The organism is Janthinobacterium sp. BJB426, from assembly GCF_002735705.1.
GTDB lineage: Bacteria > Pseudomonadota > Gammaproteobacteria > Burkholderiales > Burkholderiaceae_D > Janthinobacterium.
The window spans coordinates 640,063-655,017 of the sequence record NZ_PDZL01000001.1 but is presented as its reverse complement, the minus strand read 5'-3'; the positions used below and the strand labels follow the sequence as shown (position 1 = coordinate 655,017).

General features: G+C 64.7%; 11 protein-coding genes. 3 read left to right on the top strand and 8 right to left on the bottom strand.

All coding sequences use genetic code 11. The features are described from left to right. Positions 1–62: 62 nt before the first annotated feature. From CSQ93_RS02920 to ybaK, 7 genes are all read right to left on the bottom strand, one after another. Positions 63–1,307 carry a metal-dependent hydrolase gene (locus tag CSQ93_RS02920; protein ID WP_099376634.1) on the bottom strand — a complete coding sequence of 415 codons (1,245 nt, stop codon included), beginning with the start codon at positions 1,305–1,307 and terminating at the stop codon, positions 63–65. A 53-nt stretch (positions 1,308–1,360) separates the two neighbouring features. Beyond that, positions 1,361–3,022, bottom strand: coding sequence for a GDYXXLXY domain-containing protein (locus CSQ93_RS02915; protein WP_099376633.1), 1,662 nt, complete (start codon positions 3,020–3,022; stop codon positions 1,361–1,363). Then, on the bottom strand, positions 3,019–3,978 hold the full coding sequence (locus CSQ93_RS02910) for a DUF2157 domain-containing protein (protein ID WP_099376632.1): 960 nt from the start codon (positions 3,976–3,978) through the stop codon (positions 3,019–3,021). Before CSQ93_RS02910 ends, CSQ93_RS02915 begins: the two co-directional genes overlap by 4 nt. Before the next feature lie 37 nt (positions 3,979–4,015). Continuing rightward, the gene (locus tag CSQ93_RS02905) at positions 4,016–4,306 is read right to left on the bottom strand and encodes a DUF427 domain-containing protein (protein ID WP_099376631.1); all 291 of its coding nucleotides are present in this window, start codon (positions 4,304–4,306) and stop codon (positions 4,016–4,018) included. Positions 4,307–4,376: 70 nt separating this feature from the next. Then, entirely contained in the window at positions 4,377–5,048 is a 672-nt protein-coding gene (locus tag CSQ93_RS02900; protein WP_099376630.1) for a DsbA family oxidoreductase, read from the bottom strand. A gap of 90 nt (positions 5,049–5,138) precedes the next feature. Beyond that, complete coding sequence (plsY, locus tag CSQ93_RS02895) at positions 5,139–5,783, bottom strand: glycerol-3-phosphate 1-O-acyltransferase PlsY (RefSeq protein WP_233516007.1); 645 nt, start codon at positions 5,781–5,783, stop codon at positions 5,139–5,141. 97 nt (positions 5,784–5,880) lie between these two features. Beyond that, positions 5,881–6,372, bottom strand: coding sequence for a Cys-tRNA(Pro) deacylase (gene ybaK / locus CSQ93_RS02890; RefSeq protein WP_099376628.1), 492 nt, complete (start codon positions 6,370–6,372; stop codon positions 5,881–5,883). Between the two features lie 37 nt (positions 6,373–6,409). Between ybaK and CSQ93_RS02885 the strand changes: the two genes are divergently transcribed. Next, positions 6,410–7,372: an endonuclease/exonuclease/phosphatase family protein gene (locus CSQ93_RS02885; RefSeq protein WP_099376627.1), complete on the top strand. Its 963-nt coding sequence runs from the start codon at positions 6,410–6,412 to the stop codon at positions 7,370–7,372. An 8-nt stretch (positions 7,373–7,380) separates the two neighbouring features. On the opposite strand, the gene CSQ93_RS02880 is transcribed toward CSQ93_RS02885, so the two are convergent. Then, complete coding sequence (locus CSQ93_RS02880; RefSeq protein WP_099376705.1) at positions 7,381–9,915, bottom strand: sensor domain-containing protein; 2,535 nt, start codon at positions 9,913–9,915, stop codon at positions 7,381–7,383. 393 nt (positions 9,916–10,308) lie between these two features. On the opposite strand from CSQ93_RS02880, the gene CSQ93_RS02875 reads away from it, so the two are divergent. Continuing rightward, a complete protein-coding gene (locus CSQ93_RS02875; RefSeq protein WP_099376626.1) occupies positions 10,309–11,541 on the top strand; it encodes an efflux RND transporter periplasmic adaptor subunit in 1,233 nt (410 codons plus the stop codon). 3 nt (positions 11,542–11,544) lie between these two features. Further along, the gene (locus CSQ93_RS02870; RefSeq protein WP_099376625.1) at positions 11,545–14,664 is read left to right on the top strand and encodes an efflux RND transporter permease subunit; all 3,120 of its coding nucleotides are present in this window, start codon (positions 11,545–11,547) and stop codon (positions 14,662–14,664) included. Positions 14,665–14,955: the final 291 nt, after the last annotated feature.

Here is a 14,955-nt window from a genome sequence, read left to right as displayed (position 1 = left end):
GCATGCGCGGCCATGGCAAAGCAGGCGCACATGCAATATTTTTCCACAAGGCAACAAATCCGCTACGGACGCACGGCTGGCGGCGGCGCCAGCATGTCCGCGCGGGGACGATCCCAGCCCGGCACATAGGCCGGACACGGCCGGTTGCGGAACTGCTGCAATTCGACGGTTGTGAAATTGGGCAACATGCCGGGGTTGAAGCGCACGTCAGTCAGCTTGTCCGCATTCAATCTGGGCATGCGGGCAAAGCGGAACCAGGCGTCGACATAGCAATTGTCTTCCTGCAAGGCGCGCAAGGCGGCCAAGCTGCCTGCCGCCTGGGCTGAGACGGCAATGCCGGGCGCCAGTTGCCGGCCCTGCTTGCTGGTTTCTGCCAGCCCCGCCGGGCAGGCGGCGGGCGCCAGCGATGCGGGCAGCAGGCTCAGGGTGCCGCGCCGCAAGGTGTACACGTCCGTCTTGCTGTCGAGCGAGACATAGATCCAGCACAGGGGGTTGCTGGGAAACGCCGTCATCGCCACGTCCCATACGCGCGTGCCGGGATCCACGCGCTGCACGGCCGCCTCGATGCGCGCACGGCCGAGGGCCGACGCCACGCCCTGCGTGCCGATAAAGGTGGCGGCCAGCGCGAAGGCCAGCAGCAGCGGCCCCCGCCCCCGCTCGCCGGCTCTCCCTTGCAGCACGGCCAGGATCACGCCCAGCCCCAGCAGAACGACCAGCGAAGCGGGCGCCAGATAGGTTTTATAGGTAAAGAAACACAGGGCCGCCGCCAGTCCCGCCAGCAGCACGCTTTTGACGATGCCGTAATGTAAGGACATGATCACGGGCACGCCCAGCAGCACCCAGAACATCGGCTCGACGATGAAGACCATGTCGCCATACAGCCAGCGGCTGTCAAATGGATAAAACGGGTGCAAGCCATAGGAATTGAGGAAATCCATGCCCATGTGCAAGCAGAATCCCAGCAGCAGACAGGCCGCCAGGCCGATGCGGGCGGGCACGCTGCTTTTCAGCAAGCGGCGCGCGCCGGGCCACAACAGCCACAGCAGCGCCAGCAACAGCAGCGCCTGCGGCAAGGCCAGCAGCAAGGTGTGCGTGTGACCACGGTGGTGCAGCATGTAGCCGAAGGGGCGCGGCAACAGTTTTGTCAGCACCAGGTCCAGGTCGGGCGCGTTGCTGGCAAACCAGGCAGTAAACAGAAACAGCGCGCGCCGGGTGCGCTGTGCGGGTGCCTGCGGCTCGGGCGGCAGGCTGCGGTGTACCAGTTCGCCGACCCCGAGGCCGATGACCGAATGCGTAATATTATCCATCGGGCAATTTTACAGGATGCCCGCCCCGGCGCGCTCTTGCGTTGCTACTTGCGCTACAGCTTCTCCAGCTCCGGACCGCGCATGCCCACCAGCAAGGCGCGGCCGTCGGGCAGCACGCGGAACTCGCCATAGCGGGCCTTTTCCCAGCGCGCCGCCTCGCCTTCCTTGAAAAACCAGGCATCGCTGACCAGCACCCAGTTGCCATCCTTCGGCGTCAGTTCGAGCAGGAATTCGCCAGGCGCCAGCGCCTCCTTGGTGTACGGGCGCAGCAGTTCCGCCACGCCGCGTGCATCGCGCGTCGCCACCACGAGGGGCCGGCCGGGCGCCCGCTCCACGCTGGCCAGGGTGGACAGCACGCCCAGGTTGACGAAATTGAGGCGCATGTAGTCGCCCTGCATCAGCGAACGGGGATCGACCGGTTCCAGCGCCACGAAGATCGCTTGTCCTTTGGCAATCAGCTGCTCTTTTTGCCAGATGCCGCCATTGGCGACCAGCAACACCAGCAGCAAGCCGCCCAGCACGCCCAGGCGCGCGGCGCGGCGCTCCAGGACCACATCCGCCGGCTTGCTTTCCACCAGGTGCAACACGGCGCCGCGCATGGCCAGCCACGACAGGGCGCACAGCACGGCACCGGCCACGGCCAGCAGCGCCGCCTTGCTGGCCAGCGGCCAGGCCAGCTGGTAATAAAAGCTGCCGAGTATCCACGCCGCCGCCAGCGCGGCCGCCACGGCCACGCGCGAACGCCCGCTCGTCAGGCAATACGCGAGGATCAGCAGCACGGGACCGAGCGCCGGCATGAACCACGCCAGCACGATCAGCACCAGCGCCACGCCGATAGCGGGCAACTGGCGCAATGCCGGCCAGCGCCATCCCGTCCAGGCGGCGGCCGCCGTGGCCAGCACGAGCGAGACCCCATTCAAGGCCTGCGCATACCAGGCAATACCCTGATGCCGCGTCACTTCGCGCGCCACGTCGCCGGCAAACCCACCGCCCAAGGCGCCACCGAGCATGAAGGTCATGCCGGACCAGAAGACCAGCCCCAGCAAGATTGCCAGGACCCATCCCGTCGACAGCGACTCCAGGAAGGCGGCGACAGGCGCGCCGCGCCCGTCGTTGAACGCTTGCTTCTGCAGCCAGTGGGCGGCCAGCCAGCATGCCAGGGCCAGCATCCAGGCCAGATACAGTTGCGTGGGATCGTTCTCGAAAATCCAGTCGCGCGTGCTATCGATGATGCCCAGTCCCAGCAAGCCACAGGCGACCAGTCCCAGCAGCACGCGCAGCCAGTCGCGCGGCAAGGCGGCGGCCACCACCAGGCATGCCATGCACAGCAGCAGCGATGCCGTCTGCGTGGAATAGTCGCGGTACAGGGCATAACCGAGCAAGCCGCCGCCCACCAGCAGGCAGGGCACGGCCAGTTGCTCGACAAACAGCGCCACGCCGCGCGTGCGTATCAGCAGCACGGCCACCACCAGCACGATGGCGGCCACGACATACGCACCGGGACCGTGGCGCACAACGCTTTCCAGACCCGCGCCCAGCGCAATCATCAGGGGAATGGCGGCCAGCCAGGCGCCGAAAGCCGTCATCAGCACCAGCGGCCACGGCCGCACATCCTGCACGGGACGGGGGGCATTCGGCGGCAACAGGCCCGCGCGCGTGGCGTCGTCGATCAGGGTGGCGAGCGCATCGGCTCGTTGACTATGAATAGTGTTCATGCCGCCTCCTGGCGCGTGCGCCACAGTATGCCTTGCACGGTCAACGCCAGCAGCACGGCGGCCAGCAATCCCAGCACGGTCAGCGCGCCGACGCCATCGCCATGGCCGTTGAACAGCACATGCGTCAGGCCACCCACCAGCAAGGTGTTCAGGCCCAGTGCGACGGCGCTCAGGCCGAACACGTCAAAAAACTTGCGCATGGCCAGCAGGACGCCGGCGACGGCCAGCAAGCCCAGTCCGGCCCAGTACGGCGATGCGATATCGTTGCCGAACAGGGCGCTGACGGCCGTGCCCGTGATAAGGATAGTGGCCAGCACCAGGCCCAGGCGCAGGGCCCAGCTGCCCGCGCCCGTCCAGCGCGCCAGCAGGGGCGAGACAAACGCACAGGCAAGCAGCACGGCCAGCCAGCCGCTGACGAAAATGGGCAGATCGCTGGAATCGATGCGCCAGCTGTGGTGCGCATGGGCCTGCATCCACAGGGCGGCGGCCGTCGAAAAAATCAGCATCCACGGCGTCCACAGCACGTCGCTGCGCGCGACCAGGCACAGGGGCAAGGCCAGCACGACCCACAGGGCGAACAGTTGCCACGGATCGGCGCCCGTCTGGTACGTCTGGCCGAAATACGCAAACAGGCCGCCGATGGTCAGCAAAGCCAGCAGCAGCAAAGGGACGCGCGCCCTGGGTACGGCAAACGCGCCCAGGCAGGCGGCGGCCAGCATGCCTTGCAGCAGGGCAAAGCGGCCCATGCGACCCAGGTCTTCCCAGTTGGCGGCGACCCAGCAGATCAAGCCCATGCCCAGCAGCGCAGCGCCCAGCACGGCCACGCCGCGCGGCAGCCAGTAGGCCAGGCGCGCCGGTTCGCGCTGGAAACCGGCCACTTCCTGCAACTGCCGGGTTTGTTGGGCATCGAGCGCATGGTCCGAGGCGAGTTGGTACACGGCGAGGCGTAAATCCATCGTCTGCTTTCTTTGTCAGGAAATTGGGGGAGTCAGGTCAGCGCTCGACGCTCACGCCGCGCCAGAAGGCGACGTGGCCGGCAATTTGCCTGGCGGCGTCCTTGGGCTCAGGGTAATACCATGCCGCGTTGGCATTGACGGCGCCATCGACAACGACGTCGTAATAGCTGGCCGTGCCCTTCCAAGGGCAGATGCTCGTATGGCTGCTGGGACGCAGGTAGTCCTGCGTCACCTTTGACAAAGGAAAATATACATTGTTTTCAACGACTTGCACCTGCGCATCGGTCGCTTGCGCGATGACGGCGCCATTCCAGCTGGCTGTTGGCATTTGACTATCCTCCTCCTGCGCCGAGTGTAGCGCAAAAAGTCCGCCATGGCGCGCGCCATTGGCGCCCTGCTCAAGCGCCGGCGATGATCTGGCGCAAGGCTTGCTCGAACACTTCCGGTGGTTGGCCGCCGGAAATCAGGTGGCGCTCGTTGATGATGACGGCGGGCACCGAGTTGATGCCATTCTGCTGGTAGAACTGTTCCTGCGCGCGCACCTCGTCCGCATAAGCGTTCGAGGCCAGCACGGCGGCCGCTTTGACGGCGTCCAGACCCACCTTGCCGGCCACGGCCAGCAGCACTTCGTGCGAAGACGGATCCTGTCCCTGAGTGAAGTAGGCATCGAACAGCGCCATCTTGAGTTCTTTCTGGCGCCCTTCCAGAGCGGCCCAGTGCAGCAGACGGTGCGCGTCAAACGTGTTGTAGATGCGGCCGCGCTTGTCCATGGCAAAGGTAAAGCCCAGCTGCTCGCCGCGCGCGCGGATCGCTTCGCGCGACTGCGCCATCTGTTCCGGGGTGGAGCCGTATTTGCGGGCGATGTGTTCGCCGATATCCTCGCCTTCGGGCGGCATGTTGGCGTTCAGTTCGAAGGGCTGGAAGTGAATATCGGCCTGGACGGTGTCTTGCAGCTTGTCCAGCGCCTGCTCCAGCGATTTCAGGCCGACCACGCACCAGGGGCAGGAAACGTCGGAGACGAAATCGATACGGACGGGGACGGGTGTGGCGGAGGTGGTGGAAACAGTCATGGTGGGCAGCCTTTGCGCGAGTCGGGGGCGGCCGCACCGCGCGGCGCCGCAAGCACAGCATATGCGTGCGGCGCGCGGGAAATCAAGCGCTTACTTCTTCTTGCCAGCGGCCTTGGCCGCATCCTTCTTGCCGCCGATCTTGCTTTCCTTGCCAGAGAGCAAGTTCGCGATGTTCTGGCTATGGCGGTAAGCCAGCAGCACGCTCATGACAATCACAGACAGCAAGATGGGATCGACGCCGAACAGCAAGCCATAGTAAAACGGCGCGAACAGGGCCGCCACCAGGGCTGCCAGCGAGGAGTAGCGAAACGCGTAGGCAATGATCAGCCAGGTGGCCAGGGTCGCCAGGCCCAGCCAGGGATTGATGCCCAGCAGCACACCGAGGGCCGTGGCCACGCCCTTGCCGCCGACGAAGCGGAAGAACACGGGCCACAAATGGCCAAGGAAAACGGCGATGGCCACCAGGGCCACGGCCGTGTCGCCCACACCGAGCGCGGTGGAAAAATGGTCGGCCAGGAACACGGCCAGCCAGCCCTTGGCGCCATCGCCCAGCAGGGTCATGATGGCGGCGCCCTTGTTGCCGCTGCGCAGCACGTTGGTCGCGCCCGGATTTTTCGAGCCATAGGTGCGCGGATCGGCAATGCCGTAGACCTTGCTCATCACCACGGCAAACGATATCGAGCCGAGCAAGTAAGCGGCCACTGTCATTGCCACGGTTGTGATTACTGGATTCATTTCTTCCCTTTATTGTGTTTATTACACCAGCATCGAGGCTGGCGCAGCAGAATATACACCAGCGCCCAGTCAACGGACAGGGCGGCATCCAGTTTTCTTAATCCTGCAGGGCGCACTGCACCGGCTTGGCTTGCAACAAATCAACAAGCACCTGCGGCGCCAGCGAGACGAGGAAACCGCGCCGCCCGCCATTGATGTAGATACGCGGCAATTCCAGGATCGATTGCTCGACGTACACGGGCATGGCCTTCTTCGTGCCGAACGGCGAGGTGCCACCGATCATGTAGCCGGAATGACGCTGCGCCACTTCGGGCTTGCACGGCTCGACGGACTTGCAGCCGATGCCACGCGCCAAATTCTTGGTCGACACCTTGCAATCGCCATGCATGAGCACGATCATCGGCTTGGCCGCCTCGTCCTGCATCACCAGGGTCTTGATCACCGCATGCTCGGGCACGTTCAGCTCGCGCGCCGAAACGCTGGTGCCGCCATGCTCCTCATACGGATACGGGTGTTCTTCGAAGGAAACTTGATGCTTGCGCAGCAACTGCGTCGCCTGGGTTTCGGAAATATGCTCTTTTTTAGCCATGCGTGATACGCTGATCGTTCAGTGAGGAGTGCTAATTATGCAGGAAGAAATCCGCTTTGCCACATTCAATGTCTGCAATCTGGCCCCCGCCGGGGCGAAATTGTATGACAACCTGGAACCGTTGAGCCCGGCGCAATACGAAGCCAAGGCGGAATGGACGGCGCGGCAAATCGACCTGCTCGACGCCGACGTGATCGGTTTCCAGGAAATTTTCTCGCAAGCGGCCCTGCGCGACGTGCTGTCGCGCACGCGCCATTACCGCGCAGCCACCCTGGCCGGCTACGATGCGATCGATGCCGCCGGACGCATGCTGCCCACGGTGGCGCTCGTCTCACGCCTGCCGCTGGCCGGCGCCGGTGTTGCCTGGGCGGATTTCCCCACCGGCGTGAGCGTGCCTGCCGAGGACAATCCCTGCCGCTTCGCCCGCGCACCGCTGCATGTCCAGGTTATCTTGCCTGGTGGACAACTCACGGATGTGGTGGTGGTGCATTTGAAATCGCGCCGCCCCGACTACCGCCATGGCGACGGCAACGATGCGGCCGCCTACGCGCTGGCCAACCTGCGCTCGCTGCAGCGACGCGGCGCGGAAGCCGTGGCCCTGCGCATGCTGGCAAGCGAACTGGGCCACAGCGGCCGTCCCCGCATCGTGCTGGGCGACTTCAACGACATCGCCAATGCCGTCACCACGGCCATCGTCATGGGCGCGGGCGCGCCGTGCGAACCAGGCATGGAAATGCGCGCGCGCCTGTACGACGCCAACGCCATCCAGCAACGCCAGGACGCGCTGCGCCACGTGGGCTACACGAATATCCACGACAGTGCCTACATGACGATCGACCACATCCTCGTGTCCGAGCATTTTCATCACGCCTCGCCGCGCGCCATCGGCGTGCTGCAGGAAGTGACTTATCTCAACGACCATTTGCTGCTGTGCTTGCCATATGCGTCCGACCATGGCCAGGTGCTGGCGCGCATCAGGCTGCTGGGAAACATTAACTAACTCAGTCACTAATGCAGCAACTTCGCCAGCGCGCTGCCCTCCACTTGCGCGCTGGCATAGCGCCCCTGGTATTGCTGGCAGCCCTGTCCCCGCAGATACGCGAGCTGCTGCGCCGTTTCCACGCCTTCGGCGATCACCGTCAATTGCAGCTCGCGCGCCATGGCGATGATGGTGGCGGCCACGGCCGTGTCGGACTCGCCGACCGCGCCGTCCGCGGCCGCGGGCAGGAACGATGGGTCGATCTTGAGTTTATCCACCGGGTAATGGCGCAGATTGGCCAGGCGCGAATAGCCGGTGCCGAAGTCGTCGATGGCCAGCCTGGCGCCCAGCGCGCGCAGTTGCGCCAGCACGCCGGCCAGGCGCGCGCCCCCCTTCATCAGCAAGGATTCCGTCACTTCCAGTTCCAGGCAGGCGGCGGGCAAACCCGACACGGCCAGCGCCTCTTGTACGCTGAGCAATAAATTATTGTGCAGACATTGCGCCGGCGACAGGTTCACGGCCACGCGCCAGGCATGGCCCGCATCGTGCCAGGCGCGCGCGCGCAGGCAGGCGTGGCGCAGCACCCAATTGCCAATCGACACCATCAAGCCGCATTCCTCGGCCACGGCGATGAAGCGCTCGGGCGGCAGCACGCCCAGTTGCGGGTGGCGCCAGCGCAACAGCGCTTCGGCGCCGAGGATCTGCCCGCTGGCGACATCGAGCGCGGGCTGGAATTCCAGCACGAATTCATCCTTGCCCAGCGCTTCGCGCAAGCCCTGCTCCAGGCTGGCCCGCTCGACGATTTGCGCATTCATCTCCGCATTGAAAAACTGGAAATTGTTGCGCCCGCTTTCCTTCGCGTGGTACATGGCGATGTCGGCGTTGTGCACGAGGCTATCGATGTTGTCGCCATCGCTGGGAAAGATGGCCACGCCGATCGAGGTGGACACATGCAATTCGTATTCGCCCAATTGATAGGGCTGCGTGACGGCATGCAGCAGGCTGAACGCCACATGGGCCACCTGGTCGATGCCGCCCACCTCGGCCAGGATGATGACGAACTCGTCGCCGCCATGGCGGCTGACCGTGTCGACGCCGCGCACGCAGCGCACCAGGCGCCGCGCCACTTCCTTGAGCAGCAAATCGCCCACGTGGTGGCCCATGCTGTCGTTGATGTGCTTGAAATGGTCGAGGTCCAGGTACAGGATGGCCAGCATGCTCAGCTTGCGCCGCGCGGCCGCCAAGGCCAGCGACAGGCGGTCCAGCAGCAGCACCCGGTTCGGCAGGTCCGTGAGGAAATCGTGCTCGGCCAGGTGGCGCGTGTGCTCCTCGTTTTTCTTGCGCTCGCTGATATCGCTGAGGATGGCCAGGTAATTGCTCAATTGCCCCTGCGGGTCGCGGATGGCCGTCAGCGACAGCCAGGCCGGGTAGCGCCCCCCCGCCTTGCGCTGGCCGACGATATCGCCTTGCCAATAACCGTTGGCCTCGACCTCGTCCCATACGTGGTCGAAAAACGCCGGCGCGTCCGGCTCCACGCCGTGCTGGACGAAGGGTTTGCCCAGCATGTCGTCCAGGCTGTAGCCGCTGATCTCGCTATACGCGGGATTCATGCTGACGACCCGCTGCTGCGGGTCCAGCACGACGATGGCCTCGCGCGCATGCTCGACCACCTGTGCCGACAGGTACAGAGCCCGCTCAGCCAGTTTACGCGAGGAAATATCACGGATCACGGCATAAAACAGATAGGTATGGTCGAGCGTGACGGAAGTGAGCAGCACTTCGCCCCAGAACAGTTCGCCCGTGCACGTCTGATAGCGCCAGTCATAGCGGCAGTTGCCGTCCGCGTGGGCTTGCGCCGCCAGCTGCGTGCCGTGCAACGAGGACAATGCGCCATCGGGCTGGCGCAAGGGCGAAAAGTCGCTGAGGCGGCGTCCCAGCAGCCGTTGTCGGTCTTCGCATTGAAACAGAGCAATAGCGGCGGGATTCGCGTCGGCGATATGCTCGTCGCGCAGCAGCAGGATGGCATCGGCGGATTTCTCGTACAACTGGCGGAAATTGTCGCCCATCAGCAACAAGGCGCCCTGCGCGGCGCCATCCTGGCCGCTGGCCGTGATGTCGACATCGATGCAGACCACTTGCCGCACTCTTCCGGACTGTATGACAGGAAACACGGTGGAACAGATGCAGCGCGGTGCGGCCCCGTCGGCACCCAGCTTCCACAGGCGCGTGCTGCGCGCCTTGCCGCTGTCCCACACGGCCGCCAATTCGCCGGCAAGCTCCCCGGCCACAGTGGCGGCATCCGGCAGCGCGGCGGCCACCCTGGCCCACGGCTGGCCCAGCGCCAGCTCGGCCGTCACGCCATACAGGCGCGCCGCACCAAGACTCCAGTAGCGCACGATGCCATCGCGGTCGATGCCGCGCACGGCCAGGCCCGGTGCCTGCTCGACGGCGGCAACGATGATGGACAGCAAGTCCAGCGCCTTGACGGCCGCTCCCGCCTGCGGTTCGGCAGCAGCCAGCAAACGGCCCGGCGACGGGGCGGCTCCGGCAATCCGATCAGACATCAGCCCCCCGTGGCGCGGCCGCACGGCAACCGGCAGGCGTATGGCCTGTCCGGTAGCGCAACCATCCCACCCATTCTTGCGCGCCGGCGAATCGGCTTCTTGAGGATGCGCAAGCATCGTGACGTGCACGGCCTCGATGCCGGCACTGTCTTCGGTCGCCGTTTTTTGCATTCCAGCCCCGATTTTGTGCAATCTGTCGCACGGCGATGGCGGCCGGACTTGAATCTTCCTAAAGTGGCAACATGCGCATCGCCGTGAACGGCCGCAGCGGCAGGCGTGTTGTCTGCGGCCGCCACGGTGATGCGCTACCCGAATTCCCCCGGCCAGAGACAGGCCGGGTCCGCACCGAGACCTGGCGCCGAACCCCTGCGCCGCTCCTGACCAAGAATACCTATGAAAAACGAGACCCTGCCCCCCGCCTCCCCCCTTGCAGCCACGCGCCGCCGGCGCTGGCGCACCCCCGTGCTGATCCTGGTCGTGCTGGGCCTGGCCGGCGGCGGCTGGATGGTGATGCAATCGAAGCAGCAAGCCGCCAAGGCTGCCGAACTGCAAGCGAGCAAGAAGAAGGAGCAGGCCAAGACGCCTGTGCACGAACTGGCGCAGGGCGACGTGGCCGCCATCGCCGCGCGCGCGCTGTCCATCAGCCTGCCCCTGTCCGGTTCGCTGGCGCCCGTGACCCAGGCCACCATCAAGGCCAAGGTTTCCGGCGTGATCGAGGCAACCACCTTGCAGGAAGGCCAGCAAGTGGCCAATGGGCAAATCCTCGTGCGCCTGGACGCGGCCGACCTGCGCGCCCGCCTGACGCAGCAGCAAGCCATGCTCGACGAAGCGCAGGCGCGATTGTCGATGGCCGGCAAGAATGAAGCGAACAGCCAGGCCTTGCTCAAGCAAAAATACATTTCGCAAACGGCCTACGACACGACGCAGAACTCCGTCGACCTGGCGCGCGCCAACGTCAAGTCCGCCGCCGCGATGGTCGACATCGCCCGCATCGCGCTGGCCGACACGGTGATCCGCGCGCCGATGGCCGGCATCGTCAGCAAGCGCCACCTGCAGGCTGGCGAAAAAGTCTCGCCCGACATGCCCGTCTACACCATCGTCAACCTGGCGCAGCTGACCCTGGAAGCACCCGTGCCCAGCGCGGAAATCCCCCGCATCAAGCTGGGCCAGGACGTGCACTTCAAGGTCGACGGCTTCGGCGCGCGCGACTTCGCCGGCAAGGTCACGCGCATCAACCCCACCACCGAGAGCGGCTCGCGCGCCATGCTCGTCTACATCGCCGTCGACAATGGCGATGGCGCGCTGCGCGGCGGCATGTTCGCCAAGGGCAGCATCGTCACCGAGCGATCAAGCGTGGCGCCGCTGGTGCCCCTGACGGCCGTGCGCAATGAAAAGCAGGGGCCCGTCGTGTATGCGCTGGTGAACAACAAGGTCGTCGCCCAGCCCGTCACTTTGGGCTTGCGCAACGAGGATGAAGGCTATGCGGAAGTCACATCGGGCCTGGTGCCGGGCGCGAAAGTCATCATCGCCAAGCTCGATGGCGTCAAGCCGGGCCACAGCGTGACCTTCGCCGCACAGCCAGGCGTGCCCGCCGCGCCGGCAGCCGTGCTGGCACGGAAGGATTAAGCCATGTGGATGACCAAAGTCAGTATTCAAAACCCCGTCTTCGCCACCATGGTCATGGTGGCGCTGGTGGTGCTGGGCATCTTCTCCTACCGGGGTCTGGGCGTGGAAAGCATGCCCAGCGTGCAGTTCCCGTTCGCCGCCATTGAAGTGAACTACCCGGGCGCCTCGCCCGAAGCCGTGGAAAACGATATCACGCGCCCCATCGAGGACGCCGTCAACACCGTCAGCGGCATCAAGACCATCCGCGCCAACTCGTGGGAAGGACGGGCCGGCGTCTACCTGGAATTCGAGCTGTCGACGAATATGGACAAGGCCATGCAGGACTTGCGCGACAAGGTGGCCCTGGTGCGCCCCCGCTTCCCTAAGGAAGCCAAGGACCCGTTCATCGCGCGCGCCGAGGGCGACAACGAACGCCCCATCGCCACCATCGTGCTGACCTCCACCGGACATGACCTGCGCTCGCTGTCGACCATGACGGAGCAAATCATCAGCAAGCGCTTCCAGGGCGTGGCCGGCGTGGGGCAAGTCAAGCTGCGCGGCCTGCGCGCGCGCCAGATCCTCATCAGCATGAAGCCGATCGAACTCAATGCCCAGGGCATCGGCGTCGATGAAGTGATTCGCGCCATCCAGGCCACGAACACCAATTTGCCGGCCGGCTCGATCAGCCATGGCGCGGCCGAACAACTGGTGCGCGTGGAAGGCAAGATCAAGGATGCGCGCGAATTCGGCAAGATCATCGTCGCGCGCCGCGCCATCGGCCCCGTCTACCTGGACCAGGTGGCCACCGTCGTCGACGGTGAGCAGGAAGAACTGTCGATCTCGCGCATGAACGGCCAGCAAGCCGTGACGATGGAAATCACTAAAGTGCAGGACGCCAACGTGGTCGAAGTGGGCACCGGCATCCTGAAAGTGGCGGCGGACCTGCAAAAGACGCTGCCGCCCGATATCAAGCTGCGCGTGCTGGATGACGAATCGGAACGCGTGCAAAGCCAGCTCAATAACGTCAAGCGCACCATCATCGAAGGCGCCGTGCTGACCATGGTGATCGTCTTCCTGTTCCTGCACTCGTGGCGCTCGACCATCATCACGGGACTGACACTGCCGATCTCCGTGCTGGCCAGCTTCATCGCCATGAAGGCCTTCGGCTTTACCCTGAATTTTTTGACCCTGATGGCGCTGTCGCTGTGCATTGGCCTGTTGATCGATGACGCCATCGTCGTGCGCGAAAACATCGTGCGCCACCTGGGCATGGGCAAGAACCACTACAAGGCGGCCAACGACGGCACCAATGAAATCGGCCTGGCCGTGATGGCCACCACGTTCGCCATCGTCGCCGTGTTCGTGCCCGTCGCCTTCATGGACGGCATCATCGGCCGCTTCTTCCTGCAATTCGGCATCACCGTGGCCGTCGCCGTGCTGGTATCGCTGTTCGTCAGTTTTACCCTCGACCCCATGCTGTCGTCCGTCTGGCGCGACCCCGTCAAGGACCGCTTCAAGTACGCTCCGTGGCTGGGCCGCTTCATGGCCTGGATCGAGACAGGCATCGACCGCCTGCACGTCTGGTACGGCAAGGTGTTGAAGGTGGCCCTGCGCTGGCGTAAGACGACCCTGGCTACCGCCCTGGCCCTGTTCGCGGGCAGCCTGATGCTCGTGCCCATGATCGGCGGCGAGATGTTCCCGGAAACGGACCAGGGCTGGGTCAACCTGCGCTTCAAGACGCCCGTCGGCTCCAGCCTTGAATACACGGATTCCAAGGTGCGCCAGATCGAAACGGCGCTGAAGGAATTTCCCGAAATCGACAGCCTGGTGGCCAATATCGGCACGCCCGATGGGCGCAACGCGGCCGAGGTGAACCTGAAGCTGACGGACATCAAGACGCACAAGCGCCGCTCGCAGCAGGAACTGGAAAAGCTGATCCGCGAACGCCTGGCGCCGATTGCCGGCATCACCCTGTCCGTCGGACAGCGCCCCATCTTCATCGCCATCCTGGGCACGGATGAAGGCAAGCTCGATGCGGTGGCACATACCCTGATGGACAAGATGCGCAACATCAAGGGCCTGGCCGACATGGAATACAGCCAGGAAGGCGCCAATCCATCGACCACCGTGAAGATCAATAACGAACTGGCCAGCGACCTGGGTTTGTCGGTGCAGCAGATCGGCAATGCCTTGCGTCCTTTTGTTGCGGGCGACACGGTCAGCCACTGGCTGGCGTCCGACGGACAAAACTACGACGTCAACGTGCAGTTGCCCAAGTCGGGCCGTCAGAAAGTGGCCGACCTGGCCGACCTGTCGCTGGCGTCGAGCAAACTCGATGCGAACGGCAAGCCCGTCATGATTCCGTTGCGCCAGGTGGTCGACTTCGTGCCGTCATCGAGCCCGCAAGTGCTGAAACGCCAGGCCTTGCAGCGCCGGGTCGCCATCTATGCGGGCACGCAGGGCCGCCCTGCCGGCGACGTCGACGCCGACGTGCAGAAAGCCATCAAGTCCATCGACCTGCCGCCGGGCGTGCGCTTCGACGTGGCCGGCAATGCGCAGCAGATGGCCGAAACCATGGGCGGCGCCATGATGGCGCTGGGGATCGCCGTGATCTTCATCTACCTGGTGCTGGCATCGCAGTTCGGCAGCTTCCTGCAGCCGATCGCCATCATGGTGTCCTTGCCGCTGTCGCTGATCGGCGTGCTGGCCGCCCTGCTGATCACGGGCAGCACCCTGAACATCTTCTCCGTGATCGGCTTCATCATGCTCATGGGCCTGGTCACCAAGAATGCGATTTTGCTGGTCGACTTCACCAACCAGCGCCAGCGCGAAGGGCTGGGCCAGTTCGAGGCGCTGATGGAAGCGGGGCAAGTGCGCTTGCGCCCCATCCTGATGACGACCCTGGCGATGGTCTTCGGCATGCTGCCGATGGCCATCGGCATGGGCGACGGCGGCGAATCGCAGGCGCCGATGGGCCGCGCCGTCATCGGCGGCGTGATCACCTCGACGCTATTGACACTGGTGGTGGTGCCCGTCGCCTACACCTATTTAGATAGCCTGGGCAAGCGCGCCGCGCGCTTCTTTGGCGGCGGCGAGCATGCGCACGCCGAATCCGACGACGACGGCAAGGCACACACCCACTGAACTACCGGTCGCCTTCACCGTCCCCGCATTGGCGGGGACGACGCGGCGGCTTCCTGAAGAGAGCTTCAGTTGACCAAAGCTGCCCCGCTGGCTAGACTGTCCCCGTTATCAATGATATGGAGTGACTCGTGGGTGCTTGTTCCAGTGACAGTAGTCGATTGACCATCGGCGATCGGCCTTAGGCAAGACGCGCGCATTCCGCCCGCCTGGCCCATGGCAAGGTGTGGTTTTACCAGCGACAGTACTCTCTCGTCGCCACTTCCCTCCTCATCGTTCCACCGTTATCGTCTG